This is a genomic window from Spirosoma profusum (assembly GCF_014699005.1).
GTDB lineage: Bacteria > Bacteroidota > Bacteroidia > Cytophagales > Spirosomataceae > Spirosoma > Spirosoma profusum.
This window is the reverse complement of record NZ_JACWZY010000019.1, coordinates 68036-92401: the sequence shown is the minus strand read 5'-3', so window position 1 is coordinate 92401 and position 24366 is coordinate 68036. Positions and strand designations below refer to the sequence as shown.

At 48.4% G+C, this 24366-nt stretch carries 24 protein-coding genes; 7 read left to right on the top strand and 17 right to left on the bottom strand.

Features of this window, described 5'->3' with window-relative positions; genetic code table 11:
- Positions 1 to 176: 176 nt before the first annotated feature.
- From IC229_RS20840 to pheS, 6 genes are all read right to left on the bottom strand, one after another.
- Positions 177 to 1121: a tryptophan-rich sensory protein gene (locus IC229_RS20840; protein WP_190888950.1), complete on the bottom strand. Its 945-nt coding sequence runs from the start codon at positions 1119 to 1121 to the stop codon at positions 177 to 179.
- A 56-nt stretch (positions 1122 to 1177) separates the two neighbouring features.
- Complete coding sequence (locus IC229_RS20835) at positions 1178 to 2275, bottom strand: SDR family NAD(P)-dependent oxidoreductase (RefSeq protein WP_190888949.1); 1098 nt, start codon at positions 2273 to 2275, stop codon at positions 1178 to 1180.
- A gap of 151 nt (positions 2276 to 2426) precedes the next feature.
- A complete protein-coding gene (locus tag IC229_RS20830; RefSeq protein ID WP_190888948.1) occupies positions 2427 to 3797 on the bottom strand; it encodes a DUF937 domain-containing protein in 1371 nt (456 codons plus the stop codon).
- A 185-nt stretch (positions 3798 to 3982) separates the two neighbouring features.
- Entirely contained in the window at positions 3983 to 4171 is a 189-nt protein-coding gene (gene xseB / locus IC229_RS20825) for an exodeoxyribonuclease VII small subunit (protein ID WP_190888947.1), read from the bottom strand.
- A gap of 91 nt (positions 4172 to 4262) precedes the next feature.
- The gene (locus IC229_RS20820; protein ID WP_190888946.1) at positions 4263 to 5465 is read right to left on the bottom strand and encodes an exodeoxyribonuclease VII large subunit; all 1203 of its coding nucleotides are present in this window, start codon (positions 5463 to 5465) and stop codon (positions 4263 to 4265) included.
- A gap of 124 nt (positions 5466 to 5589) precedes the next feature.
- Complete coding sequence (gene pheS, locus IC229_RS20815; protein WP_190888945.1) at positions 5590 to 6642, bottom strand: phenylalanine--tRNA ligase subunit alpha; 1053 nt, start codon at positions 6640 to 6642, stop codon at positions 5590 to 5592.
- Between the two features lie 393 nt (positions 6643 to 7035).
- Here pheS and IC229_RS20810 point away from each other — a divergent pair, with 393 nt between their 5' ends.
- Both IC229_RS20810 and IC229_RS20805 read left to right on the top strand, forming a co-directional pair.
- Positions 7036 to 7464, top strand: coding sequence for a LytR/AlgR family response regulator transcription factor (locus tag IC229_RS20810; protein ID WP_190888944.1), 429 nt, complete (start codon positions 7036 to 7038; stop codon positions 7462 to 7464).
- Positions 7465 to 7719: 255 nt separating this feature from the next.
- Entirely contained in the window at positions 7720 to 8139 is a 420-nt protein-coding gene (locus tag IC229_RS20805; protein ID WP_190888943.1) for a LytR/AlgR family response regulator transcription factor, read from the top strand.
- A gap of 132 nt (positions 8140 to 8271) precedes the next feature.
- Here the strand turns inward: IC229_RS20805 and IC229_RS20800 are convergent, their stop codons facing one another.
- The 3 genes from IC229_RS20800 to IC229_RS20790 all read right to left on the bottom strand — a co-directional run bounded on the left by IC229_RS20800 (position 8272) and on the right by IC229_RS20790 (position 9645).
- Complete coding sequence (locus IC229_RS20800; RefSeq protein WP_190888942.1) at positions 8272 to 8544, bottom strand: Txe/YoeB family addiction module toxin; 273 nt, start codon at positions 8542 to 8544, stop codon at positions 8272 to 8274.
- Positions 8531 to 8752, bottom strand: coding sequence for a hypothetical protein (locus tag IC229_RS20795; RefSeq protein ID WP_190888941.1), 222 nt, complete (start codon positions 8750 to 8752; stop codon positions 8531 to 8533). Before IC229_RS20795 ends, IC229_RS20800 begins: the two co-directional genes overlap by 14 nt.
- A gap of 224 nt (positions 8753 to 8976) precedes the next feature.
- Positions 8977 to 9645 (bottom strand): outer membrane beta-barrel protein, encoded by a 669-nt coding sequence (locus IC229_RS20790; RefSeq protein WP_190888940.1) that lies wholly within the window; start codon positions 9643 to 9645, stop codon positions 8977 to 8979.
- Positions 9646 to 9874: 229 nt separating this feature from the next.
- On the opposite strand from IC229_RS20790, the gene radA reads away from it, so the two are divergent.
- The gene (radA, locus tag IC229_RS20785; protein WP_190888939.1) at positions 9875 to 11260 is read left to right on the top strand and encodes a DNA repair protein RadA; all 1386 of its coding nucleotides are present in this window, start codon (positions 9875 to 9877) and stop codon (positions 11258 to 11260) included.
- 88 nt (positions 11261 to 11348) lie between these two features.
- Here the strand turns inward: radA and IC229_RS20780 are convergent, their stop codons facing one another.
- Positions 11349 to 11618 (bottom strand): hypothetical protein, encoded by a 270-nt coding sequence (locus tag IC229_RS20780; protein WP_190888938.1) that lies wholly within the window; start codon positions 11616 to 11618, stop codon positions 11349 to 11351.
- A gap of 259 nt (positions 11619 to 11877) precedes the next feature.
- On the opposite strand from IC229_RS20780, the gene IC229_RS20775 reads away from it, so the two are divergent.
- The 4 genes from IC229_RS20775 (at position 11878) to IC229_RS20760 (ending at position 17729) form a co-directional block, all read left to right on the top strand.
- Positions 11878 to 13098: an enolase C-terminal domain-like protein gene (locus tag IC229_RS20775; RefSeq protein WP_190888937.1), complete on the top strand. Its 1221-nt coding sequence runs from the start codon at positions 11878 to 11880 to the stop codon at positions 13096 to 13098.
- Positions 13099 to 13106: 8 nt separating this feature from the next.
- Complete coding sequence (locus tag IC229_RS20770; RefSeq protein ID WP_190888936.1) at positions 13107 to 15143, top strand: beta-L-arabinofuranosidase domain-containing protein; 2037 nt, start codon at positions 13107 to 13109, stop codon at positions 15141 to 15143.
- Positions 15144 to 15315: 172 nt separating this feature from the next.
- Positions 15316 to 17259, top strand: a complete 1944-nt coding sequence (locus IC229_RS20765; RefSeq protein WP_190889006.1) for a glycoside hydrolase family 127 protein — start codon at positions 15316 to 15318, stop codon at positions 17257 to 17259.
- 50 nt (positions 17260 to 17309) lie between these two features.
- Entirely contained in the window at positions 17310 to 17729 is a 420-nt protein-coding gene (locus IC229_RS20760) for a DUF3592 domain-containing protein (protein WP_190888935.1), read from the top strand.
- A 131-nt stretch (positions 17730 to 17860) separates the two neighbouring features.
- On the opposite strand, the gene IC229_RS20755 is transcribed toward IC229_RS20760, so the two are convergent.
- The 7 genes from IC229_RS20755 to IC229_RS20725 all read right to left on the bottom strand — a co-directional run bounded on the left by IC229_RS20755 (position 17861) and on the right by IC229_RS20725 (position 24346).
- Positions 17861 to 18439, bottom strand: a complete 579-nt coding sequence (locus IC229_RS20755) for a cysteine hydrolase family protein (RefSeq protein ID WP_223834103.1) — start codon at positions 18437 to 18439, stop codon at positions 17861 to 17863.
- Between the two features lie 29 nt (positions 18440 to 18468).
- Entirely contained in the window at positions 18469 to 19266 is a 798-nt protein-coding gene (locus tag IC229_RS20750) for a LytR/AlgR family response regulator transcription factor (protein ID WP_190888934.1), read from the bottom strand.
- Positions 19263 to 20312, bottom strand: coding sequence for a sensor histidine kinase (locus IC229_RS20745; RefSeq protein ID WP_190888933.1), 1050 nt, complete (start codon positions 20310 to 20312; stop codon positions 19263 to 19265). Before IC229_RS20745 ends, IC229_RS20750 begins: the two co-directional genes overlap by 4 nt.
- A 24-nt stretch (positions 20313 to 20336) precedes the next feature.
- Positions 20337 to 21365 carry a S41 family peptidase gene (locus tag IC229_RS20740; RefSeq protein ID WP_190888932.1) on the bottom strand — a complete coding sequence of 343 codons (1029 nt, stop codon included), beginning with the start codon at positions 21363 to 21365 and terminating at the stop codon, positions 20337 to 20339.
- Between the two features lie 43 nt (positions 21366 to 21408).
- A complete protein-coding gene (locus tag IC229_RS20735) occupies positions 21409 to 22233 on the bottom strand; it encodes a hypothetical protein (protein WP_190888931.1) in 825 nt (274 codons plus the stop codon).
- A gap of 124 nt (positions 22234 to 22357) precedes the next feature.
- The gene (locus IC229_RS20730; RefSeq protein ID WP_190888930.1) at positions 22358 to 23200 is read right to left on the bottom strand and encodes a LytR/AlgR family response regulator transcription factor; all 843 of its coding nucleotides are present in this window, start codon (positions 23198 to 23200) and stop codon (positions 22358 to 22360) included.
- A gap of 54 nt (positions 23201 to 23254) precedes the next feature.
- Positions 23255 to 24346 (bottom strand): sensor histidine kinase, encoded by a 1092-nt coding sequence (locus IC229_RS20725; RefSeq protein ID WP_190888929.1) that lies wholly within the window; start codon positions 24344 to 24346, stop codon positions 23255 to 23257.
- Between the last annotated feature and the right edge of the window lie 20 nt (positions 24347 to 24366).

The window sequence follows — 24366 nt, the reverse complement described above, 5'->3', positions numbered from 1 at the left end:
GTAAAATGAATAATGGTTTTCTGCCTACACTATTCATTAACAAATCATGGGCCGGGGCGATTTTGCGGACATTTTGGCGGAAAAGTTGCGTTTTTCTTTACGTAATACGCCATAATGTCGCACAAAAAAAGCTGCTCAGTCGGAACGTAGCAGCTTTTGAATAAAGAGTATTACGGCTAATCTAAGCCTTCAGCTTCTATGGGCTTCATGCGCTCGCGGGCGATTTGGGCCTGATGCGGTTCTTCAGTTTCGATTGGACCGGCCAGCACTTCGGCTTCGTTCACAACGTAGTGATCATAGCTGTGAAACTTTTCTTTTGGAAGCCAATAAGCCAGAAGTCCAGCGTAAGCAGCTGCCAGAGCTGCCGCTGTCCAGCCAACAATAGGCTGTTTTTCCCACTGCCGGGTAGCAATGCCACTGAAACCCGCTACAAAAGGGACCATATACCAGGGGTCGTTCAACTGACGAGCTATGAAGTATCCGGCACCCGCCGTTGCGCCCAGAATACCCGCTGAAACGGGTTCATCCTGTTCATCGTCCGATTTCCACCAGTCAAGTGTCAATAATGAGTTTGGCGTTCCAACGACCGTAGCTGCCGTGAGCCAGCCTGCATATAAACTCACCGGAATACGAAGATATTTTTCGGGACTTGGTACATCTGTTTTGCCAATCTCCAGACTTTGGTGCAAACCTAATGCAGCAGGCAAATTAAACTTCGTAGTCAGATCCGAAATGAGAATACTCTGCGGGTCGTTTTGTGAGAAAAAGCGGCCAAAAATCGCGTTCAGCGTCCAGGAGGCCAACCACCAGGGTAGTGCTTTCTGGTAGCGTGGATTATGCTCCTGCGAGGGTAATGCCTGGTGTACCATCAGGGCCGTCAACCCTGAATAAATGGTCGACCAAACCGCGCCGAACGTCCAGCCTGCGGGTACAATCTGGTTTTTTTCGAACACCTGTTCGTATTCAACGGGTACATCGTATTCGTATTCCGATCCTCCCTGATTCGCTTCGTGACGTTCCTGGCTCTCGCGCCGGGAGCGACTACTCGACGTAGTAGTGTAGATGATACTGCCAACGGCAAAGACGGCCGCAGCTATTCGCCAGATTGAGGTGTTTTTCATTGCTGGTAACAATAAGCCCGAACGTAACAAGTGCTACGTTCGGGTTCGTAAATACATTAAGAAACGACTTCTTCTTCCATTACCTCCTCTTTTACTACGTCGGCCTTATGAGTCAGATCGGAGGCCTTGTCTTTCGTTGTATTGTATGCGCTCACAACCGAATCTACTACGTTATCGACCACCGACGAAAGTGCGTCCGATATGGTATCGCCCAGTGACTTGGCTTTATAGCGGTACCGTGCCCGCGTGAAGTCATTTGTATTCATATAGGCGTAACCCAGCGCAATACCAGCAACTACAGCAATACCGATGCCAATGCCCCAAGCCAGCCCGTTTGAATGTTCTTCTTCGTTAGGATCAGGCTTTTGTGACATTTTATCACGCATCAGGGCGGATAGTGCTTCCTGCGGTGCTACGTAGGACATCACTTCATACGATTTATTTTTGAAGCCGCCAGGAATGACCTTCGGTTTTCCGGCCATCAGGGCATTGTACCCGTCTTTTGCAACCATAACGGGGTCCTGCACCTCGTCGGTTACTTTGGTATTTTCGGCACCGGCCTTATGGAAAAAATCGGTGTCGGTAGCGTTGGGCAACAGAGCCGTAACCGTTACATTGGTGTCCTTCAATTCATTCACCAGCGACTGGGTAAAGTTGTATACGTACGCTTTTGTGCCTGCATATACGGCCATCAACGGCGTGGGTGTAATGGACAGAAGAGAAGCCAGATTCAAAATTTTCCCCTCATTACGTGACAGCATGTCGTAGAGGAAAAGCTTGGTCATCTGGGTGAGTGCCAATACGTTCAGGTGAATCATGGCTTTCTCGCGTTCCCAATCTGTATCGGTGGCGAAGAGGCCATAAAGGCCAACCCCGGCGTCGTTCACCAGTACGTCGACCGTAATATCTTTCGCCTTAACCTGGTTGTAAACATCCTGAGCAGCATCCTCTTCCGACAGATCTTTTCCGATAACGGTAATTTCCTGGGTGCCATAATTATTTTTGAAAACATCGCCTAGCCGGTCCAGCTTATCGTCGCTTCGGCCAACCAGCACCAGATTGTAGCCATCCTGTGCGAAAAGCTTGGCCAATTCCTGACCGATACCACTAGAGGCCCCTGTAATTAAGGCGGTTTTACCTGTTCCTGCGTTCATAACGAGTCTTAGTTAGTGAATAAAAACATCGTTTCTATCCAACTACAACAAACCAAAGTTGTTTTTGATAAACGCATTTTGAAAGGAACGTAATGAAAAAAGCCTCTCCAAAGAAAGGCTTTTAAAATACTGTTATTCAGTACGTTCAGAATTACTTCACGACAACTTTAAGGTCAATTTTGCGTAGGGTTGGTTTAGGAATACCCGACGTATCGTTTTTACTCACCCCGGTTCCTCGTCCAATGGCATCAATGCGTAGGAAGTCAACTCCCGAAGCCATTAACTGCTGTTTAATCTGGTTTACGCGCTTGAAAGACAGGCTCTTGTTCGTAATGTCGCCCTGTGCATCATTGGCATAGCCAACAAGCTGAATCTGCAACCGTGGGTAGGTTTTAAGGATGGTTCCAAGCTCACCGATCGTAGCAACGGAACCCGCCGTCATCGACAATGATCCCGGCTGAAAACTGATACCAGTCAACGGGAAAACCTTGCCTTTTGGCAAAGCAGCATTGCCAAGATAAGGTGCCATTTGTTGCGTCAGTCCGCCAGGGGCTGGCGCTGTTGTTGCCGACGTAGCAACCGGACGACTGGCCACCGCCGTTGGGCTCGTAGCTGACGTTGATTTTGGCGGTGTGCCAGCCAGCGAATCTTTAGGCAGGACCATCGAACGCGTAACTGTATCAGCCTGAACCGTATCGGTATTGACTGTGACGTCGGTAGCTTCTTCCTGACCGTTCGAATATTTCTGCGTATTCTGGTAAACGTAGTACCCGCCAGCGGCAACCGCCAGAAACAATAAAGCACCAACGCCCCACTTCGCCAGTGAGCTATTGTCGCTATCCCGATCATCATCGGGTTCGGAATAGTTGACGGGTGGCCGGACGGTTGTTGTCGATGAACTGCCGCCAGAATTTGTGGAATAGCCTGACGATTCGGCATTGGTACGTCGGGCCGGATTAGCCAGTCCCGAAATGATCTGATGCAGCCCAAGCCGTTCAACGAGCTGGGGCATAAACTCGTCCGGTACCGTATTCATCAGGGTGTCGCGTTCGGCAAAAAGCAGGGCTGCAAGACCATCGGCGTCAAGCTTTTTCTCTTTTACCTGTCTTCCCAATACGTGCAGAATGATCGTAGTAATGAGCCCCAATAATGAAATCGACGACGAATTGCGAATACCGGCATACCGGGAAATCATGTTCCCAATAGAGCTTTTCATTGCCGGCAACAGGTGGCTGATTACATCGTTTCCCTGCGTAATCAGCGTATTCGTCTGATTGGGCTCGCGTAAAATCGTTAGTAGATTATCGGTCAGCGAACCATCATAACGACCTTTCTGAATATGGTTATATAACTGATTGACGCCTATTTCAGAGGTGGTACGTTTCATCAGTCCACCAATAATTGTATAAACCAGCCCGTCGACGGCCTTGCTCGTTCGTTCGTTTGATTCGTCTATATAGGTCGCGATACGTGCCAGCACATCCGGACTCAAAACAGTAGATAGTGTATTAAACAAATTCATAAGTACGTATCAATCAGGGAGTAAAAAGGCTATTGCTCACTCAAATCAGCTCTCACATTCCTCTGCAATAGCAACGGTAGTCAACCTATAGCTCAGACGTATTATTGTCGGAAGCAGTCACTACGGGATAAAAATAGGTAAGGTTTAGCAAAGGTGAGCTAACTTCATCCGTAAAATTACCATATTCATCGCCGAGGGAGTCGCTCAATGATTTCCTGATATTCAGTTTCAACGGCCCGTAATCGTTCCTGACAGAACGTAATCAACTCGGTGGCCAGCCGAATTTTTCCCGGCAACTCATCAAGAGCTACCTCCTCATTCTCTATTTCATCGACCAGTGTAAGCAACTGGTCATAAGCTTCCTGATACGTCATTTTTGGGTTATAAAGTTGTGGTGTTGGAAAGTTATAGAGTTGGGGAAGAGAATGTTAGACGAAATAACTTTACAGCCATATAACCTTACAATCATACTACTTCCACTTCCACCGTTCCGTCGTGCATTTGCAGTTGGAGCGTTTCGTTGGGTTGAATGTCAGTAGTTTTTGTAAGTATTCGACCGTTACGTAGTACCATGGCATACCCCCGACGTAGTACGTTCGATGGGTCGAGGTGACGTAACGTAACGGCTTTTTCGGCGAGGCTGGTATGGCACTCGCGGAAATAAAGTTGCGTTACGAAACGAAGTCGTTCGGTTTCGCGGTCTACCTGCTCTCGGGCTATCTGCATGGCTTCGCGCGCAACTACGCGCAATCGGTCGCCCAGAAGAAGGCAGTTTGCTTCAAACTGTCGATTCTGCTCGATTAGAAAGGCAGCCGCTTTGGTAGGGGTTTTTACGCTCTCGTGGCATAGCAAATCAGTAATGCTGACGTTACGTTCGTGACCGATGCCCGCCAGAATCGGTATTGGGAAACCAGCTACGGTTTGCCCCATCAGATACGTATCGAACGACCCAAAATCGAGCTGGGAGCCACCGCCACGTACCATCACGACGGCGTCGTAGGGAATGCCACTAAGGGCGATACGTTCCAGCTGGCCACAAATGGCACGTTCGGCCCCCTGGCCCTGTACCTGCGTCAAATATTCGTCTACAACGAAGTCGTAGCCGAACGGATTCTGGGCCAGCTCATGCCGGAAATCGCGCCAACCGTCGGAGTTGGGCGCTGCGATAAGGGCAATCCGCTGCATAACAGCGGGGCGGGGGAGAAGCTGGTTCGCCGTAATGTATTGCCCATCTTCGAGCCAGATCAATTCGGGATGATCGCGCAGAAGGGTATCGAGCACTGCCTGCCGTTCGCGTTCGAGATTGCCGAGCGTGTAGGACGGGTCAATTTTCAGAATCTCTAGCCGAAGCCCATACACCGGATTGAAACTGACCGATACCAGTAACAATAATTGAATATTACGGGCAAAAGCCACGCCCGTTGTCCGTTCAAACTCGCTAATGGTATGGTAATTTTTTCGCCAGATACAGGCCTCCAACTTTGCCAGCGTACCTCCGGCAGAAGCTCCGGCTTCGCGTTCGACCAGGGTCAGAAAACAGTAGCCCCTGTCAGGATAGTTTTTGATATCGCTCGTTTCGGCAATAACCCACACCGCCTTCTGTCCGAATGCGTTATCGATAACCGCTTCCAGCGTAAACGCTAAATCTGAAAGGCGAACGGGTGTCATGAATTAAAGAGCGAAAGAGTGAATGAGTGAAACCGGGCCGCCGGAGCGGAGCGAATGAGTTGATGCAGAATATTCGCTCCGCTCCGGCGGCCCGGTTTCACTCATTCACTCTTTCACTCTTTATTTAAAGTCCTTCAAACTGGCGGAGGAAACGGACGTCGTTTTCGGTGTAGAGCCGGAGGTCGTTTACTACGTATTTTAACTGGGTGATACGTTCGATACCCATACCGAATGCAAAGCCGGTAAATTCTTCGGGGTCGATGCCGCAGTTGGCAATAACCTGTGGGTCGACCATACCAGAGCCCGCAATTTCGACCCAGCCCGAGTGTTTGCAAATGTTACAGCCTTTCCCACCACAGATCTGACATGAAATGTCGATTTCGGCGCTAGGCTCCGTGAATGGGAAATAGGAAGGGCGAAACCGGATCTGTGTACCCGGCTCAAATAGCTCTTTTACAAAATGATAGAGCGTGTCTTTCAGGTCTTTAAATCCCACATTGCGGTCGATGTAAATGCCCTCGACCTGGTGGAACATGCAGTGTGCCCGCGCCGAAATGGTTTCGTTTCGATACACCCGACCCGGCATAATGGAGCGGATTGGCGGGGTTTGCCGTTCCATCAGACGGATCTGAACGTTGGACGTATGCGTACGTAGCAACGTATCGTTTGGCGTATCATCGCCCTCATTGCCAGCCGCTTTTGCGATGAAAAACGTGTCCTGCATATCGCGCGCCGGATGATTGTCGGGAAAGTTAAGAGCGCCAAAGTTATACCAGTCCGTCTCGATTTCGGGGCCATCTGCTACGTTGAAACCGATACGTTCAAAAATCTGAATGATACGTTGGCGAACTAAACTCAACGGATGCTGGGTGCCCGTTAGATTCGGAATGGTAGGCAGCGTCAAATCGACGGGAGGAGTACCACCTGACGTAGTACGCTGCTCATCAATCTGCTGACTGAACGTATCGAATCGCTCCTGTGCAAAGTTTTTCAGGCCATTTAATTCCTGCCCAACAGCCCGGCGGTCGGCTTGCGGAACCGTTTTTAACCCTTCAAACAACTCGGTAATAACGCCCTTTCGGCTAATGAACCGCATCCGAAACTGTTCCAACTGTTCAGGGGAATCTACCCTGAACTGATCGATTTCCTGATGTATATCTTTTACTCTATCCAGCATATACTATCGCTTACGCGCTAATTACAGCGCAAAGGTACGAAAAAGTGGTTATTGAAGCCGAATCCCTTAATAGAGCAGTCGGTGAGACTGTAGCTTCACTACTTAGAACAATCTACGATTTTTATATGTCACCACGGAAAACTATAACTCAATTCATTATTGATGAGACAGTTGCTAATTGTTGAGTAAACGGTTAAATATTTTGATAGACAGTTTGTTAAATTAACTATATTTCAGCAATACTTAGGTATTTTTTGGAAGTGGGTCTAATTCTTGCGTATAGATTTAGTACAAAACCCGGTTGGGTTACTGTTTTTGATTTACAGAATGGTGCAGTAAACTTCTGAGTGTCAGTCATAAACCGTTTTTCACGTAGTACCTTAAATAGCCAGTATGAAAGCCTTCACTAACAACACCATCTTTGACACAGTGTCCATGGGATTCCACAATAGTGTGGAAAAAATTGCCGATCCAAGCTGCCTTCAGAAACTGCTCATTCCTTTTTATGACCGTAAACGTACCGTTTCCATTGAAGAAATTGTGCGGTTGGAAGGCTGTGGAAACTACACCAATTTTTTCCTGAAAGATGGAACAAAAATGCTGGTATCCCGTACACTAAAAGAATACGAAATTCTGCTCGATAATCAGGCATTTGTGCGCGTTCATAAATCCTGCATTGTGAACCTGGGTTTTGTTCGTAAATTCTTTGTTAAGAAAGAAGGCGAGCTGGAATTACTTGATGGACAGCAGGTAAAAATTTCACGTCGTCGGGCACAGATGTTTATTGACCGTATCCGCGACTTTCAGCCAGCTATTAATTGATTGATAGGGAGGAGTTTTTAGAAAAAAAAGCAGTTTTTTATACGCAGCCGCACTACGTAGTTTTACGTAATAAGCAGAGTACATTCACTGAAAAAAATACATAATTTAATCAACAAGTACCTGATTAATAGATCGTTAACTTAAAAAATTAACGCTCTAGCAATCAGGTACTTTTTTTAGGTACGACCGTAGAAAGGTAGTTTTGCTTCATCAATCACGGATTTCAAAATCCCGAACCAAAACTATTCCTTTGACATGGACGCTACTCTTTTTCCTACTGCACAGCCAATTGCTGTAGTACCTCAGTTCCCATCGTCTTATACACGAGGTGCTCAACGTATCGCTTTGCCCTATCTCAATCGCACCGTTTTTATTTCTGTAGACGATATATTGTACCTGCAGGGAGAAGGTAATTACACCTTTCTATACACTCGCGACCGGAAGCGCTATTTGGTGTCGAAAACGCTGAAAGAATTCGAAAAACTACTGGACGCTACGTTGTTTCTGCGGATACATAAATCCTACATTGTAAATCTGGGCTATGTGCAGCAACGTATTTGCCCAAAATCGCGGCAGGTACATCTGGCTAATGGCCGTGAAATCGATATTTCACGCCGTCGGGTGAAAGATATTTCGCGCCAACTTTCGCAATACTGGCAGCAGCTTTACAACTAACGTTTCCAAACGCTACGTTCCGACTCGAAGATTTCGCTTTTTAGTGGGTTAATAAACAAACAACCGTTGCTACACCTCCGACCTGGAGCAGATAGCAACGGTTTGTTTTTGGGAGTGGCGATTTACCCCTCTTTATTTATCGCCATAATGACCAAGACAGGACAATACAAATACTTCTGCGTCGGTTACTCTGTAAACTAATCGGTCTTTCTTGTTTATGCGCCTTGACCAATAACCAGAAAAATCGTGTTTTAAGGCTTCTGGCGCCCCTTTTCCTATAAAAGGAGAATGAGTGCATTCGACTATTAACTCAAATACTTTTTTAGCTATTTTAGAATCTGTGCCTAGCCATTCTTGATACTCTTTTGACGCTTGAGGAGAAAACGTAATCTTACGAGTGGCCATTGGTTATGGCGGCAAGTTCCTCTACTGTAAAGGTTACACCACGACCTGCGGCAATATCAGCCTCCCCCTGTTCAATAACTGATTTTAGCGTTTTACTCGCTACCCCTTTTGACTGGCGAGCAGAGCTATTTTCGTTCCTAGTTTGCGAACTTGTTGCTTGGTTGAACGTACCAACTTCTGCGTTTTTTACTACTGTTGCTCGTGCCATAAATAACCCTTTCTAAATTGACAGTATTGCTTAGACTGAAATTATGGACAAACGTTTCGCACCAAATACAAATAAACTTCTGTGGCACATAAATTAACGCAGGAATCTGATGATAAGTTAAACAAATGGAGCGGGAAAGCAGCCGAAAAAATAGAGTTGTAAAGTTATAGGGTTATAAAGTTGGCTGGCACATCAACAACTTTATAACCCTATAACTTTACAACTTAAAAAATCTGATAAGCCAATGTTACCTGCCAGGATTTCATGCGCTGGCTGAATTGACCCCCACTGTTCTGAATCTGAGCAATATCGCTGAGGTTTCCTTCATAACGAACATCAAGTCCCAGTGGGCCCAGGTCCAAACCTCCTCCCACCTGAAAACCGTAGTACGCTTTGGTCCAGGCGTCGTTCAGGCTGTTGTTAGTGTACTGTCGGATGGCAGCACCCAATTTCTGATTATCGTCGACCTTGAACGAGATAATAGGCCCCGCCATGACACGTAGTGGGCCACCTTTAAGACCCAGCAAAATTGGTACGTCAAAACTGGTTACCGTAACAGCTACCCGTTCGGTCTGGCCGTTACGTATCACATCGAACGCCCCTGCTTTGGTTGAATAAAGCAGCTCGGGTTGCACAAATAGAGCACCACCAATGCGGGTATAAATACCAAACGACGTACCGGTACGAGTTTCGTAACTGTCGCTGATACTGTTTCGGAAGGTCTGCCCATCCACACTAGCTGTGGGTGATCCATTACCATTCGTACCTGTCTGTACAAAATTGCCGAAACTCAGTTTCGACAGGTTAACTCCGCCTTTTATACCAATCTCAAACTGCGCAAACGACAGGGCAGGCAGCAGAATCAGCGATGCAAAAAACAATACTTTCTTCATAACTGGTTGTGTAAAATGTGATGTTTGTTGTTAAACGAGATTTCCGCCAATACGGTACAAAAAGTCAACTTATTTTGAGTGAATGGCGTTTAATAAATGGGTAATGGTCAATGAAAAATGAATAATGAAAAGCCTGTTTGTGGCTTTGATACACTTTATCCCTTGGAGGTTTAATCTGCCTGCATATCCATTTTACATTAATCATTATACATTATTCATTATCAATTGAATGGCAAAACTAAAAACCACTTATTTCTGTCAGAATTGCGGCCAGCAGTCGGCCAAATGGATGGGCCGATGCCCCACATGTGGCGAGTGGAATACAATTGTTGAAGAACTCGTTCAGAAAGACGAACCTGAAAAAGGAGGCTGGCGCAGCCCATCGTCGGGGCCGGGCAGTGTAAAGGTGGCGCCGAAACCCAAAGCGATTCACGCCATCAATTACGAAGAACAGCCACGTGTTCGCACGACCGACGCCGAACTGAACCGCGTATTGGGCGGTGGTATTGTTCCAGGTTCGCTGGTGCTCATTGGAGGAGAACCGGGCATTGGTAAATCGACGTTGCTGCTACAAATTGCGCTGAGTCTGAGCGGAATGCGAGTTCTCTACGTATCGGGCGAAGAAAGTGAGCAGCAGATAAAAATGCGGGCTGAACGTCTGGATACGCCCACCAGCGATTGCCACGTAATGACCGAAACATCGACGCAGAATATTTTCCGGGTGGTCGAGCATTTTGAGCCGGAAATCCTGATTGTCGATTCTATCCAGACCATGCAATCCTCATTGGTGGAGTCGGGCGCGGGGAGCGTATCGCAGGTACGAGAGTGTACGGCTGAATTTATGAAGTACGCTAAGGAAAGTTCGGTGCCCGTTTTCATGATTGGCCACATTACCAAAGAAGGTTCGTTGGCTGGCCCCAAAGTGCTGGAGCACATGGTCGATACAGTGCTGACGTTTGAGGGCGACCGTCATACAACGTATCGGATACTACGTACCACCAAAAATCGATTCGGCAGCACCGATGAGTTGGGTATTTACGAGATGCTCGGAACGGGGCTGCGTCAAGTAACGAACCCTTCCGAAATCCTGATTTCGCAACGCGACGAAGCCTTAAGTGGCGTTACCATCGGCTCCATGCTCGAAGGTAACCGCCCGCTCATGATCGAAACACAGGCGTTAGTGAGTGTCGCTACGTATGGTACGCCCCAACGTAGCAGTACCGGTTTCGACGCCAAACGACTGAACATGTTGCTGGCCGTATTAGAAAAGCGAGGTGGTTTCCGACTGGGACAGCAGGACGTATTTCTGAATATTGCCGGTGGCCTGCGCGTTGAAGACCCGGCCATCGATCTGGCCGTTTGTGCGGCCGTGGTTTCGAGTTACGAAGACATTGCCATTCCGTCGACTGTGGCGTTTGCCGCCGAGGTGGGCCTGGGTGGTGAAGTGCGAGCCGTAAGCCGGATTGAATCACGTATTGCCGAAGCTGAAAAATTAGGTTTCAAGCAAATATTCATTTCCAAATTCAATATGAAAGGGCTGGATACCAGAGATTTTAAAATCAGCATCAAACCTGTCTCCCGTTTAGACGAGGTATTTCAGGGAGTTTTGCTCTGACAAAAAGCCATTAAATAAGTACGCCCTCTACTAACCAACGTAACGCTTTCTTGGAGGGCGTATTTTTTTATAAGACGCTACGTTCCGACTACAAAAATCCTTTAATAGCTTCTTCGATCATGTGGGCCGATACGAAGAATGGCTTTTTGTTGATGGTGACCGAAACAGGCGTTGGATTGCCCGCTACGTTCCCTCGCACCTCGTATGTGCCTTCCACAGCTCCCGCTGGTGTTTTTAAATGAAAATTACCTTTCGATGCGTCGCCGTCGAATGTGCCACCTTTCTCTTTAATAGCCGTTCCTGCTTTAGTGGCAAACTGATCGGCGGTGCCCGGAAAATCAATTGTGAATGTACTCATACGTAATACCTATGGTGTTTAGTCAGTCAATGCTGGATGAAAGATGAATATCAAAAGTAAATAAGAATCATGTGCAGATTGTTTTGGTGAAAATGAGTGCGTACCGAATTTGAGCAACACTGTTCAGTGGTAGTCGATAGCCAGAGTCTGTCGGGGACTACCGTAGACGTAGTAATTCAATCATTAAGTTTGGTAAGGAGACTGCTTTGATAGATAACGCTTAGTAGTGATTCGTACTGGCTATTCTAAACTTTCCCTTATGCAGCGAAGAACATTTCTGAAACAACTCTCCCAAAGCACAGCGTCGGTCGCGGCACTGAGTTCACCGCTGGCTGCACAGGCGACCGACTGGGCATCTCACTACGTCGATGCCAAAGATCTGGCGGCCCATAAAATTGCGGACATCAGTTACACCAAAGTTCAGCTGAAATGGCCGCGTTTTGTCGGGAAAAATGGTCGGCGGGATATTCATGGCTATGGCCCGAACGTGGGAGTCTGCGTACTTACCACCGATCAGGGAGCTGTAGGCTGGGGAATGCACGGCAAGCGGGATGATGAAACGGTGGCGTATCTGAAAGGCAAGCGGGTGTCGGATGTGTTTCAGCCATCGACGGGTGTTACTGATGCAAAAGCGTTGGCTTTCGACGTACCGCTGCACGATTTAGCAGGTGTTATTCTGAATAAACCCGTGTATGAAATGCTCGGTCAGAAAAAGCCCATTCTGACCAAATGCTACAGCGGCATGATTTATTTCGATGAGCTGGAACCCAAAGAAGGGCAGGTAAAAACCATGCCCAATGGTCTGGACAAACTCCTCGAAAACTGTAAACACGATTATGATCTCGGGTATCGCCAGTTAAAACTAAAAATTGGGCGGGGAAATATCTGGATGCCAAAAGAAGAGGGCACAAAGCGCGACATCGAAGTCACTAAACTAGTTGCCAGGACGTTCCCGGACATCGAGATTCTGGTGGATGCGAACGATGGTTTCACCGTCGATATGGCCATTACGTATCTGGAAGGTGTTCGTGATATTCCGCTGTTCTGGCTGGAAGAACCCTTTGCCGAGAACGTAGCAGATTACCAAAAGCTACGTGCCTGGACGAAAGTGAACATGCCCAAAATGCTTTTAGCCGAAGGCGAAGCCAATCCAAATCAGGAACTGCTACGTGAATTGTGCGAAAAGAAGCTGATGGACGTCCACATCTCCGATATTATGGGGTACGGTTTCACGCCCTGGCGAAAGCTAATGCCCGAACTCAAAAAAATGAGTATTACGTCGTCACCGCACGCGTTTGGTGAACTGCTGAAATCGTATTACTGCGCCCAATTGACGGGTGGTTTGGGCAATACGGTCACGATTGAGGGTGTGCCGGCTACCTGCGAAGAGGTCGATTTTGGTACGTATAAAATTGAGAATGGTAAATTTATTCCATCGTCAGCGCCGGGTTTTGGTATGAAGCTGCTTAAGAAATCATAATTCTCTGCATGTATCGTTACGTAACACTTTCCGTAGTTTTAGTAAGTTTCGCCCTAACAGTTGTTGGGCAGGTAAAAACAAATTCGAATCCACCAAAAACGAACGTAGTAAGCCGGGCTCCGCTACGTCCGAATGCCTACGTCGAATTGCCGTTGGGAGCCATCAAGCCGCAGGGCTGGCTTCGGGAAATGCTGCTACGTCAGAAAAATGGCGCGACGGGGAATCTGGATAAATTATATCCGTTGGTGATGAACGAACGTAACGGCTGGCTCGGTGGCAATGGCGATCAGTGGGAGCGGGGACCGTACTGGATTGATGGTCTGCTACCGCTCGCTTACATTCTGGATGACGCCGAACTGATTGCCAAAACCAAACCCTGGGTCGAGTGGGCGCTTAACAGCCAGCAGCCTGATGGTTATTTTGGCCCGTCCAAGGATTACGGTCCGGAGCCGGGTGTTCAGCGTGACAACAGCCGCGACTGGTGGCCCAAAATGGTGATGCTGAAAATCCTGAAGCAATATTATTCGGCCACTGGCGATAAACGGGTTATCAATCTGATGACCAACTATTTTAAATATCAGTTAAAAGAACTGCCGAAAAAGCCGCTCGACCACTGGACATTCTGGGCGCGCTATCGAGGGGGCGATAATCTGATGGTGGTGTATTGGCTTTACAATATCACCGGCGATAAATTCCTGCTCGACCTCGGAGACCTGATTCACAAACAGACGTTCGATTACACGAATGCGTTTCTGAATACGGATTTGCTCACCAAACAAGGTAGCATTCACTGCGTTAATCTCGCGCAGGGTATCAAAGCGCCGATTATTTATTACCAGCATCATCCCGACAAAAAATACCTCGACGCCACCAAAAAAGGTTTCACAGATATTCGGAAATACAACGGTATGGCACACGGCCTTTACGGAGGTGATGAAGCCCTGCACGGCAACAACCCAACCCAGGGTTCGGAGCTTTGTTCGGCGGTGGAGATGATGTTTTCGCTCGAAAGCATTCTCGAAATTACCGGCGACGTAGCGTATGCCGATCAACTCGAAAAAGTAGCCTTCAATGCGCTGCCCGCCCAGGTTTCGGACGATTTCATGGCGCGTCAGTATTTCCAGCAGGCCAATCAGGTGATGGCTACCCGACACACGCGCAATTTCGACGTCAATCACCACGGCACTGATCTTTGCTTTGGACTGCTTTCCGGGTATCCCTGCTGCACCTCGAACATGCACCAGGGATGGCCGAAATTCGTTCAAAATCTCTGGTATAATACGCCTGACAATGGGCTGGCAGCTCTGGTATATTCGCCTAGTGAAGTGAAAACTACGGTTTCCAACGGTACGTCTGTTTCGGTTAAGGAAGAAACTGGTTACCCGTTTGAAGAGCGTATTAAATTCACGCTTACCATTGATAACAATGCGAAAACTGCTACGTTCCCTTTCCATTTGCGTATTCCGCAGTGGTGTAAGAAAGGCACCGTAAAAGTCAACGGGAAAATTTCGCAGGAAGCCCCTGGTAATCAACTGGTAAAATTGCAGCGTACCTGGAAATCGGGCGACGTAGTAGAGCTGGAATTACCCATGCACATCTTCAAAAACAACTGGTACGAAAACTCGATGTCGGTGGAGCGTGGGCCATTGACGTATGCGCTGAAAATTGGCGAATCGGCTACATTGGTGAAAAACGATAAAGACCCGATTGATTATGGTGCTATGTATGAAGAAATACGTCCGACAACGCCCTGGAACTATGCCTTGATGCAGGTGCCCGATAACAGGCTGGACGAAAACTATACATTGGAAAAGAAAGGCCCGATTTCTGATTTCCCGTGGAACCCTGAAAAAGCTCCACTAGTACTGAAAACTAAAGCGAAACGCATTCCATCGTGGGGTATCTACAACGAAATGACCGGGCCAATTCCGTATAGTATTACGTATCAACTGGAAACGGCAAAAGAGGAGGAAGAAATCACGCTGATACCTTACGGATGCACCAGTTTGCGTATTTCGCAGTTCCCGGTTGTGCGGAAGAAATAACTGTTTTTTGTCATGCTGAGGGACGAAGCATCTTAACGTTTCCTAGCCTATACATTTGGATGCTTTAAGATGCTTCGTCCCTCAGCATGACAAAAATGTCCAACCAAATAAAATTCTTAAAATGATGCCCATTTCTCAGAAAACCATAGTTCGAAACGTAGCAGCCTGTTTGATGGGCATCATGAGTACGTCGGCGGTGTTCGCGCAGGCACAGTTGCTGGTGCAGCGGTTCGAACCGGTCGGCTTTTCGCAGGTGTCGATTACCGACAAGTTCTGGAAACCGAAACTGGATAAAGTAGCCACTGCTACGTTGCAGGCCTGCATTGTGCAGACCGAACAAAAAACCGGACGTATCCGCAATTTTGAAAAAGTAGCCCGCAAGCAGGGCGAAAAACACGAAGGGATTTATTACGACGACAGTGATGTGTACAAGGCTCTTGAAGCGATGGCGTATTCGCTCAAGAACCATCCTGACGCCGTTCTGGAACGTAAAGCCGACGATTGGATTGATAAAATTGCTGCGGCTCAACTGCCTGACGGCTACCTCAATACGTATTACACGCTGACCGGTCTCGACAAACGCTGGACCGATATGGAACGGCACGAAGATTACTGCGCGGGCCATTTGATCGAAGCAGCCGTAGCCTATTACAACACGACTGGAAAACGCAAACTGCTGGACGTAGCGATTCGGTTTGCCGACCATATCGACTCTACGTTCCGAATAAAAAACCGTCCCTGGGTGAGTGGCCATCAGGAGATTGAGTTGGCTTTGATGAAGCTATATCATCAGACCAAGCAGGAGCGCTACGTTAAACTGGCCGACTGGTTTCTGGCTCAGCGCGGACATGGATATGGCAAAGGGAAGATCTGGGACGACTGGAAAAACCCCAAATATTGCCAGGACGACGTACCCGTGAAGCAGCAGAAAGAGATTACCGGCCATGCAGTGCGGGCTATGTACCAATACACGGGAGCCGCCGACGTAGCAGCCGCCACAAACGACCCGGGCTACATGAACGCCATGACTACCGTTTGGGAGGACGTAGTACACCGGAATATGTATCTGACCGGTGGCATCGGTTCGTCGGGGCACAACGAAGGTTTTACGGACGACTTCGACCTGCCTAACGAATCGGCTTATTGCGAAACCTGCGCATCGGTGGGCATGGTGTTCTGGAATCAGCGCATGAACCTGCTGACCGGTGAAAGTAAATACATCGACGTACTGGAACGGAGTCTGTATAATGGGGCGCTGGATGGCCTGAGCCTGAGTGGTGACCGATTTTTCTACGGCAATCCGCTCTCATCAGCCGGTAATTACGGACGTAGCGAATGGTTTGGAACCGCCTGCTGCCCATCGAATATTGCCCGATTGGTGGCATCGCTGGGCGATTACATCTACGGTCGTTCGGAGCAGGGTATTTGGGTGAATTTGTTTGTGGCCAGCAATACTACGTTCAAGTTTGGAAAAACTGACGTACCGCTTCAACTCGATACCAATTATCCCTGGGACGGCAACGTAACGATTACGGTCAATCCGGCCAAAAAAGTGGCTTATGCTTTGCATGTACGCATACCCGGCTGGGCTGATAATATGCCGGTACCCGGCAAGCTGTATCAGTTCACCGATACTACTACTGGTAAAATTGAGGTGTTGCTGAACGGTAAACCTGCAACGTATCGCCTGGAGAAAGGTTATGCTGTTCTGGACCGTACCTGGCAGAAAGGCGACGTAGTGGAAGTGAAATTGCCGATGGAAGTACGTCAGGTGGCAGCTCGCCGTGAAGTTAAAGCTGATCAGGACCGGATTGCCCTGCAACGTGGCCCGCTGGTGTACTGCGTTGAAGGCGTAGACAACGCTGGCCGTGCCTGGAACATCCTCGTTCCCGCAAACGCGACTTACGCAACCAAACCCCACCAAGTACTCGACGAACCCGTTACGGCCATTCAGGCGAACGTATCGGTGGTGGAAGCTGCCCCCGACGGCTTGAGCGTACAGACAAAACCGCAGATCATAACAGCTATTCCGTACTACGCGTGGGCCAACCGGGGTAAAAGTTCTATGCAGGTCTGGCTACCTGGTCGCATTAAAGAAGTGAAGATTACGGAGTAGGAACAAACAGCGCCAATCAGGGATTTCAATAAACCTTAAACACAACGAAAATGGGCTACTTGATTACTTTCACCATAGGCGTCATCTTGCTTCTACTGTCCTTCTATCTATTTTCGAATGCCAATAACCTGATTCAAACTGGTAATCGGACGAATGCTGTTGTCGAAGAACTTATCGAAGAACGTAGCAAAAAAGGGAAATCTACCTACCGGCCTATTTTTCGCTTCACGACGATTACTGGTAAAGAAATACACTATTCCTATGGAATAGCCAGTTCGCCACCGGATTGGAAAGTAGGGGAAACGGCAACGATTGTTTATCGGACCGACGATCCTGAAAACCCACTGGTGTTGACCTACTTCGGTGCTTTTGGCTGGGCCGTTATTTTATTGGCTGTTGCCGCCGTGTTACTCATTATTGGTGGAGGTAATTATGTGTTTAATCTATATGCGAAGCAATTTTTGGTGTGATCGGGTTTGAATAGGAGGGGCACAAGAGAAATTTATTAACGTTCAAGGATAGGCTTCTGGATGACTATGAAAGAAAATATACACTTGATATTCTAATACGTAAACCGGTAGATCCTTCTTATTTCGTTTTATCAGACCGGATTTAAACCCATCATTAGGAGTTGGCTGGTCGTCGTAACCGTAGCAAACTCACCATGCAGACTCGCCAGCGCCGTGGCATGAATCTGGTCGGCACTGTACTCTTCTCCGTTGTAACCCTTCCGATTGAAAGTTGCGGTTGCATCGGACACAACGAACGTATCATAACCATAATTGCCAGCCATTCGCGTGGTTGTCGATACGCAGTGGTCGGTAGTTAACCCAGCTATTACCAGCGTCTTAATTCCTGCTTCGGCTAATCGCTGCTGCAAATCTGTGCCGATGAAGGCACTGTTAACCTGCTTGCGGATGATGGGTTCTCCTGCCAGAGGCTGAACTATCTCCTTAAACTTGTTCCCTGGTTGGCCATCGGCTAATAGAGAAGTAGGGTTCGCAGAGCAATGTTGAATATGGAAAACAGGCCATGTCTGGGTACGCCAGTGATCCAGCAAGCGTTTACAGTTGCTTTCGGCATCCAGATTGTTACGGTGATTTCCCCAATAGGACACGTCATCAAATCCCTGCTGAATATCGATTAGCAGCAAGGCTGGTACGTTTTCGAATGTCATCATAGTAATCTATTACAGAATTTTTATGAATTTTATTCCCCTAACCAGCGCCGGAACGCCATCGATTTTTCCCGGCTAATGATGACGTCATCGTCGGTGGCGGGTAGTAAATCAACTTTCAGTTTGCTGGTGAAATACAGATGAACTTTCTGCACGGATTTATGACTGACGATGAACTGCCGGTTGACGCGGTAAAATCGGCGTGGGTCAAGTGTCTGCTCAAGTTCGTCGAGTGAGTAGTCAATGGCGTACTGCTTGTCCGTGCCAGTTTTCAGGTAAGTGAGTTTGTTAGCCGTAAAGAAATAAGCCACTTCCGCTACGTCGATGGGTAACAATCGCTGCCCCATGTGCACCAGAAAACGGTCGCGGAAGTGCGTGTTGGGCCGCCCATGCTGATTGATCTGACGTAGTAGTTCATCGATAGGTACTAACAGCCCACCCGATGTACCCGCTGACGTATCACCGCCATACGTTTGGCGCAACTGACGAAACTTGTCCAGCGCTTTACGTAGTGCCGCTTCTTCGATGGGTTTGAGCAAATAATCGACGCTGTTGACCTCAAATGCCTTTCGGGCGTATTCGTCGTAAGCGGTCGTGAAAATAACCGGACTTGTTACGTTAACCTGCTTGAAAATCTCAAAACTTTGTCCGTCAGCTAGTTCAATGTCCAGTAGTATTAAGTCGGGTTGGGGCGACTGACGCAGATACGTAACAGTAGCCTCGATGCTTTCCAGAACGGCCATTACGTTTATATCCTCGCCCGCTCGGCACAGCATCGCTTTCAATTGCCGGGCTGCAACAGCTTCATCTTCAACAATCAATACATTCATACCGATACGGGTTTTAGCAAAGGAACAGCGACCTGAAAAGTGGTTTCGGTTTGGTGAATTACGATGTCGGGTTGGTTCAGCAGTCGGTATTTGGCCGCAATATTAGCCAACCCCATCCGATTCGATTGAACCGCCGACTGCTTGGGCTGGCGGTTGTTGACGACCACTACGTTGTTGGCCGCATCGGTAAAAATACGTATCGTCAATGGACAGGCGGTCGATACGCGGTTGTGCTTTACGGCGTTTTCAACGAGCATTTGTACTGTCAGCGGAGGAAGATTGTACGTCAGCATCTCCGGCGCTACGTCGATGTGCAGCACCAGCCCCTGTTCGAAGCGGGTTTTCAGCAGGTCAACGTAGGCCCGGATAAACTCCAGTTCCTTCGAAAGCGGAATGATCAGTTGCTCATTACTTTGCAGCAGGTAGCGATACACCTGCGACAGATTGATGATAAACGAAACGGCCTGTTCCTTTTCATCTTCCATCACCAGCCCCTGCAACGTATTAAGGCTATTGAACAGAAAATGCGGTTTAACCTGCTCACGTAGCGATTCCAGCTGGGTTTGCAAGGTCATTTTTTTTAGCTCTTCAGCTTCAAAATAGGTCACTCGCCACTGCCAGTAGAGGTACAATCCTTCGTAAATGGTTGCAATCGGGATTACGCAGAAGATACCTACGGCGATGTTATACAGGTAACGTAGTGGCGTGTAATGATAGCCCCAGACCATTGTAAAATCGTAAATGGCTGAGGTTATCAGCCGGAAAAGCCCCGTTACCAACAGGAACCAAATGGCCTGAAAAACAACCCGTTGCCGTGTCTGACTCAGGGTCGGGTATCGTCGGCGGGACTGCACAATTCCGTACCGGCTGATTGTCCACAGCAGCGACACTTCGACCAGACTGACCATGTAATCGAGCCAGAAGGGCCAGCCATGTTGCTGGTTGATTTCATCGTAGAAAATCCAGTCGCCCAGCAGGGCGATGAGCGGGATTCCCACCCGCCGAAACCACCGATCGTTTAAACCCATCGTCAGGGAGCGTTCCATCCGTGCCAACGTAAGCGTTTTTTCTTAATGAAGCAATTCGAGAGCGGTTTCCAGCGCCCGGTCGTGACCGGATTTTAACTCTTCAGGCTTGTTCTTTACCAGTACTTTCGGTACGATGCCAATCCCTTCGAGATTACGACCCGTAGCATCGCGCACGTCGGCAATGGGCACGCGAACACTCCAGCCGTTGGGTAGATCACGCGGGAGAGCATCGGATAAAGCTCCGCCCGTTACGTCACCAACCTGCGTGACCGTCTTATTCTGAAGCATGGCCAGCACAAAGGTTTCTGCCGAACTATACGAAGTCAGATTTGTCAGTAAAATCACTGGTTTAACGTATTGGAAACGGCCCGCCGGTTCGGTGTAGAACCGTAGTTCGCGGCCAAAGTCGGTGTGGCGGGGGCCGTTACGTAGCCGGGAAGTGAATGACAGATGTCGTTCCGTGGCGAAACGATTGGCAATATATTGAGCCACACGGTCTTCGCCACCGCCGTTTTCGCGTAAGTCGATGATAATGCCTTTTGTATCCTGGAGGTGCGTTAATACCGCGTCAATCGTTTTGCCATACGTAGCAATATCGTGTTCAAAACCTTTCAATAGAATATACCCAATGTTACCCGGAAGTTTGCCCGTAATAAACTCGTTGGTGAATGTCCGGCTGTCGGTCAGGTACTTTCTTACGACCGAACCATCGTAATCCTCAATTTTCGTGCGCCCTAAAATACCCCCGTCGTACCAAGGTAATCCGGTGTTCGCTGTCGGACGAAGGTAGACGTGGTTATCGTCGAGGTGATTCAGGAGAGCCGTCATGACCCGATACAATTCGGCGTCGGTCGTTTTCTCGTTCACCTGCGGACGGTACGTCTGGTAGAGCGCGTTCCAGTCGATTTTCCTGGGCTCAAATGCACCGTAAAGTCGGTCATATTCACCCCACAAATGGTCAAAGTTGGTGATCGGATTGTTGGGCGTTTCAGGACCGATAATCCGATTCGAACAAGCCGTAAATAGCGCGGCTGCACTGATTATCAGCATAGAAATCAATGACTTTTTCATGATGGTTTCGCTCCGGCGGACCGGCTAATGTTGTTTACGGAAATTAAAAATGTACTTCTCCTTCCAGCGAAAGCGAACTGGTCAGGGCACGTATCGGACGTGGGTCGGGATAGGTCAGGTAACGAGCACGATACGTAGCACCGACGCTTATCCGCGGACTAACGCGGTACGAATAACCCAGTTGCACATTGGTATTGCCCAGCTTGTTCACGGTTGCCCGATGCGTACCCTGTTTGACATAAGCTATTACGTTGTTATCGCCGATTGATTTGGGGAAACTGGCCCAGATGGCGCGGGTAATCAGTCCCACAGCAGCAATGTCAATACGTAGCGTCAGGCTGTGGCCAGCACCAAATGCATAGTCGGTTTGTACCACGGGTGAAACGGTTGCCGTATTGACGAGCCAGGGGAAATTGGCCACTTCATCACCGTAAAGCAGTGATTCGTGAATTGAGCCACCTACCCACGTAGTAAGGCGACCCGGTTCAGCCGGACCGATGCGCTGGAGGTAATCGGCTTCTACGTTAACGTGAAAAAATTCAGACGAAATCTGGTAGGAGTAGGGTGTGCCATCCCCAAATTTGGTTGTATATGTCCGGGCGCCAAAGCGTTCGGGGTTCATTGTGCCCGCTCCGCCCGAAAATCGCAGGTTAAATTGCGAACGATCGGTATGATACCGATACGTAAATCCGTACTGCGGGCTAATTGTACCCACGTAGCGTAGGGGAGAGGCTTGCTGATCGAGTGTGCGAAGATGGAACGTACCAATCGACAGGCCAATACTATTTCGATACGTCTGTGCAGTGGCTATCCGGCTAGTAATGGCCAGCACAGCGACGCAGAGAGCGATTTTGGTAAAGCAGTTCATTAGGGCGATGTTGTTTGATTGACATCGCAAAAGTGACATCCCGACAGTAGTGCGCCAACTAACCACCGACGAACTGGAAAACAAGGCTATTTACGGTGAAAAAAAACGTACCGAAACGTAGCAGTTATTCGCCCAGCCACCGCTTAAATTCGCCCGCTTTCTCACGACTGACCAGCACTTCTTCGCTAAAAGCCGGTTGAAGCGCGATTTTTAGTTTTCCGTTAAAATAAATATTCACCTGCCCGATGGCTTGCAATTCGGCAATAACCTGCCGATTGAGTCGGAAAAATCGCTGTGAATCAAGCATGTGTTCCAATTCATCCATTGTGTATTCGATCAGCCACTCATGCCCGTCGTTCGATTTTAGAAACGTCATTTTATTGCGGCTGAAAAAATACGATACTTCGTGGATAGGCACTGAAAACAGCCGTTGCCCCTGCTTCACTAAAAAGCGGTCTCGCTCAGACCGACGCTCGGATGAATTATTCCGGAACGGCAATTGTGCTGAGAATTGCCCTGTAACAGATTGTTCGGCAAGCTGCTGCAATAGATTCACCAATGATGTTTGTACGCTGTTGGGTTTGTCTGTCAATACTTCTTTCAGGCTGTGAAGTTTGGTGAGTGCGCCCCGGAGATCCGTTTCTTTAATCGGCTTGAGCAGGTAATCGATACTGTTGACTTTGAACGCTTTAAGCGCAAATTCGTCGTAAGCCGTCGTGAAAATGACCGGGCAATTAACATCGACCTGTTTAAAAATCTCAAAGCTTTGCCCGTCGGCCAGTTCAATATCCATTAGAATCAGGTCGGGCGCGGACGGGTGGCTAGTATCATGCGTTCGCAGCCACGCTACCGATTCTTCTACACTTCCCAATTGCCCAACAACCGTAGCTGTCGGTTCAACGTCGGCCAGTAGCCGCTGGAGTTTGCGGGCAGTGGCTTCTTCGTCTTCAATGATTAGTATCTTCATACGTAACACATCGTTGGTAAACCGTAACTTCTTTGTCTGTTACGTTGGCTGAGCTTATTGATCAGTAAACTCAGGTGGGGTTACTTCGATAAGCGGAATCATTACCTGAAAAATCGTATCAGTTTGTTTAATTACGACCTCTGCCTGCCTTAGCAAGCGATATTTAGTGGCAATGTTACGTAAGCCCATCTGGTTTGAAGGCACCGCATTCGCTTTTTTTTGCAGATTGTTCATGACAAACAGATTCCTTGCTTCGTCGGTATACAATCGAATGAGCAGGGGGCGGTTTGGCATAGCCGTATTGTGCTTAACGGCATTTTCAACAAGCAGTTGCAATGTAAGAGGAGGTAACAAAAAGTTATAATAACGTTCATCAACGGCAATATCAAGTTCAATACTGCGGCCGAATCGCATTTGCAGTAAATGAAAATACGCCCGGATAAACTGCAACTCCTGCTCCAGCGTTGTCAGATGCTGGTTCGCTCCTGATCGGAATGCCGCACCACCAGCCTCCCGGTCGTCGTGGTTGGTTTGCAGGAGGTAACGGTATACCGACGCCAGTTCTTCAATGAACCGCTCGGCCTGCTTCGGGTCTTCGGCCACCAATGAGGATAACGTACTGAGGCTATTGAACAAAAAATGAGGATTGATCTGAGCCTTGAGCGAATCAAGCTGACTTTGCAGGTTTTCCCGCTTCAGTTGTTCGGCTTCGTAATACGTAATGCGCCATTGCCGGTACAGATGACGGCCCTCGTAAATGGCCGCAACCGGTAGCGTAAACAGGAATGACACCAACGTAGTGACCCAGTACGTACCACCCGGCAGCGGATACCCCCAGAAATGCGTTACGTCGTAGATATACGTGACGATAACCCGGTGGGCGACCGTAGCGGCCACGAACCAGCTCAATTCCAGGGCGATACGTTGCCTGGTCTGAGCCAGCCGGGGATAATACCGACGGGCGACCCGAATACCTTGCCGATTGACTTCCAGCAGAATGATCCATTCGATCAGGCTGATAAGCAGGCCCTTAAGCCAGCTGATGTGCTGAACGTCGTTGTCGGGCTGGTAGAACACAAAATTTGCAACCACCGCCACTACCAGAATGGCAATCACCCGTAACCACTTGTCGTTCAGCTTATCCATTGAACCGTAAAATCGCGTTA

Bases quoted from the DNA above. Each gene is read 5' to 3' on its own strand.
- xseB (WP_190888947.1), bottom strand. From the start codon at position 4,171: ATGACGTATCAGGAAGCTTATGACCAGTTGCTTACACTGGTCGATGAA.
- IC229_RS20730 (WP_190888930.1), bottom strand. From the start codon at position 23,200: ATGAAGATACTAATCATTGAAGACGAAGAAGCCACTGCCCGCAAACTC.
- IC229_RS20755 (WP_223834103.1), bottom strand. From the start codon at position 18,439: ATGATGACATTCGAAAACGTACCAGCCTTGCTGCTAATCGATATTCAG.
- IC229_RS20740 (WP_190888932.1), bottom strand. From the start codon at position 21,365: ATGAAAAAGTCATTGATTTCTATGCTGATAATCAGTGCAGCCGCGCTA.
- IC229_RS20770 (WP_190888936.1), top strand. From the start codon at position 13,107: ATGTATCGTTACGTAACACTTTCCGTAGTTTTAGTAAGTTTCGCCCTA.
- IC229_RS20840 (WP_190888950.1), bottom strand. From the start codon at position 1,121: ATGAAAAACACCTCAATCTGGCGAATAGCTGCGGCCGTCTTTGCCGTT.
- IC229_RS20725 (WP_190888929.1), bottom strand. From the start codon at position 24,346: ATGGATAAGCTGAACGACAAGTGGTTACGGGTGATTGCCATTCTGGTA.
- IC229_RS20775 (WP_190888937.1), top strand. From the start codon at position 11,878: ATGCAGCGAAGAACATTTCTGAAACAACTCTCCCAAAGCACAGCGTCG.
- IC229_RS20830 (WP_190888948.1), bottom strand. From the start codon at position 3,797: ATGAATTTGTTTAATACACTATCTACTGTTTTGAGTCCGGATGTGCTG.
- IC229_RS20765 (WP_190889006.1), top strand. From the start codon at position 15,316: ATGGGCATCATGAGTACGTCGGCGGTGTTCGCGCAGGCACAGTTGCTG.
- pheS (WP_190888945.1), bottom strand. From the start codon at position 6,642: ATGCTGGATAGAGTAAAAGATATACATCAGGAAATCGATCAGTTCAGG.
- IC229_RS20760 (WP_190888935.1), top strand. From the start codon at position 17,310: ATGGGCTACTTGATTACTTTCACCATAGGCGTCATCTTGCTTCTACTG.
- IC229_RS20835 (WP_190888949.1), bottom strand. From the start codon at position 2,275: ATGAACGCAGGAACAGGTAAAACCGCCTTAATTACAGGGGCCTCTAGT.
- IC229_RS20750 (WP_190888934.1), bottom strand. From the start codon at position 19,266: ATGAATGTATTGATTGTTGAAGATGAAGCTGTTGCAGCCCGGCAATTG.
- IC229_RS20735 (WP_190888931.1), bottom strand. From the start codon at position 22,233: ATGAACTGCTTTACCAAAATCGCTCTCTGCGTCGCTGTGCTGGCCATT.
- radA (WP_190888939.1), top strand. From the start codon at position 9,875: ATGGCAAAACTAAAAACCACTTATTTCTGTCAGAATTGCGGCCAGCAG.
- IC229_RS20790 (WP_190888940.1), bottom strand. From the start codon at position 9,645: ATGAAGAAAGTATTGTTTTTTGCATCGCTGATTCTGCTGCCTGCCCTG.
- IC229_RS20745 (WP_190888933.1), bottom strand. From the start codon at position 20,312: ATGGAACGCTCCCTGACGATGGGTTTAAACGATCGGTGGTTTCGGCGG.
- IC229_RS20795 (WP_190888941.1), bottom strand. From the start codon at position 8,752: ATGGCACGAGCAACAGTAGTAAAAAACGCAGAAGTTGGTACGTTCAAC.
- IC229_RS20810 (WP_190888944.1), top strand. From the start codon at position 7,036: ATGAAAGCCTTCACTAACAACACCATCTTTGACACAGTGTCCATGGGA.
- IC229_RS20800 (WP_190888942.1), bottom strand. From the start codon at position 8,544: ATGGCCACTCGTAAGATTACGTTTTCTCCTCAAGCGTCAAAAGAGTAT.
- IC229_RS20780 (WP_190888938.1), bottom strand. From the start codon at position 11,618: ATGAGTACATTCACAATTGATTTTCCGGGCACCGCCGATCAGTTTGCC.
- IC229_RS20820 (WP_190888946.1), bottom strand. From the start codon at position 5,465: ATGACACCCGTTCGCCTTTCAGATTTAGCGTTTACGCTGGAAGCGGTT.
- IC229_RS20805 (WP_190888943.1), top strand. From the start codon at position 7,720: ATGGACGCTACTCTTTTTCCTACTGCACAGCCAATTGCTGTAGTACCT.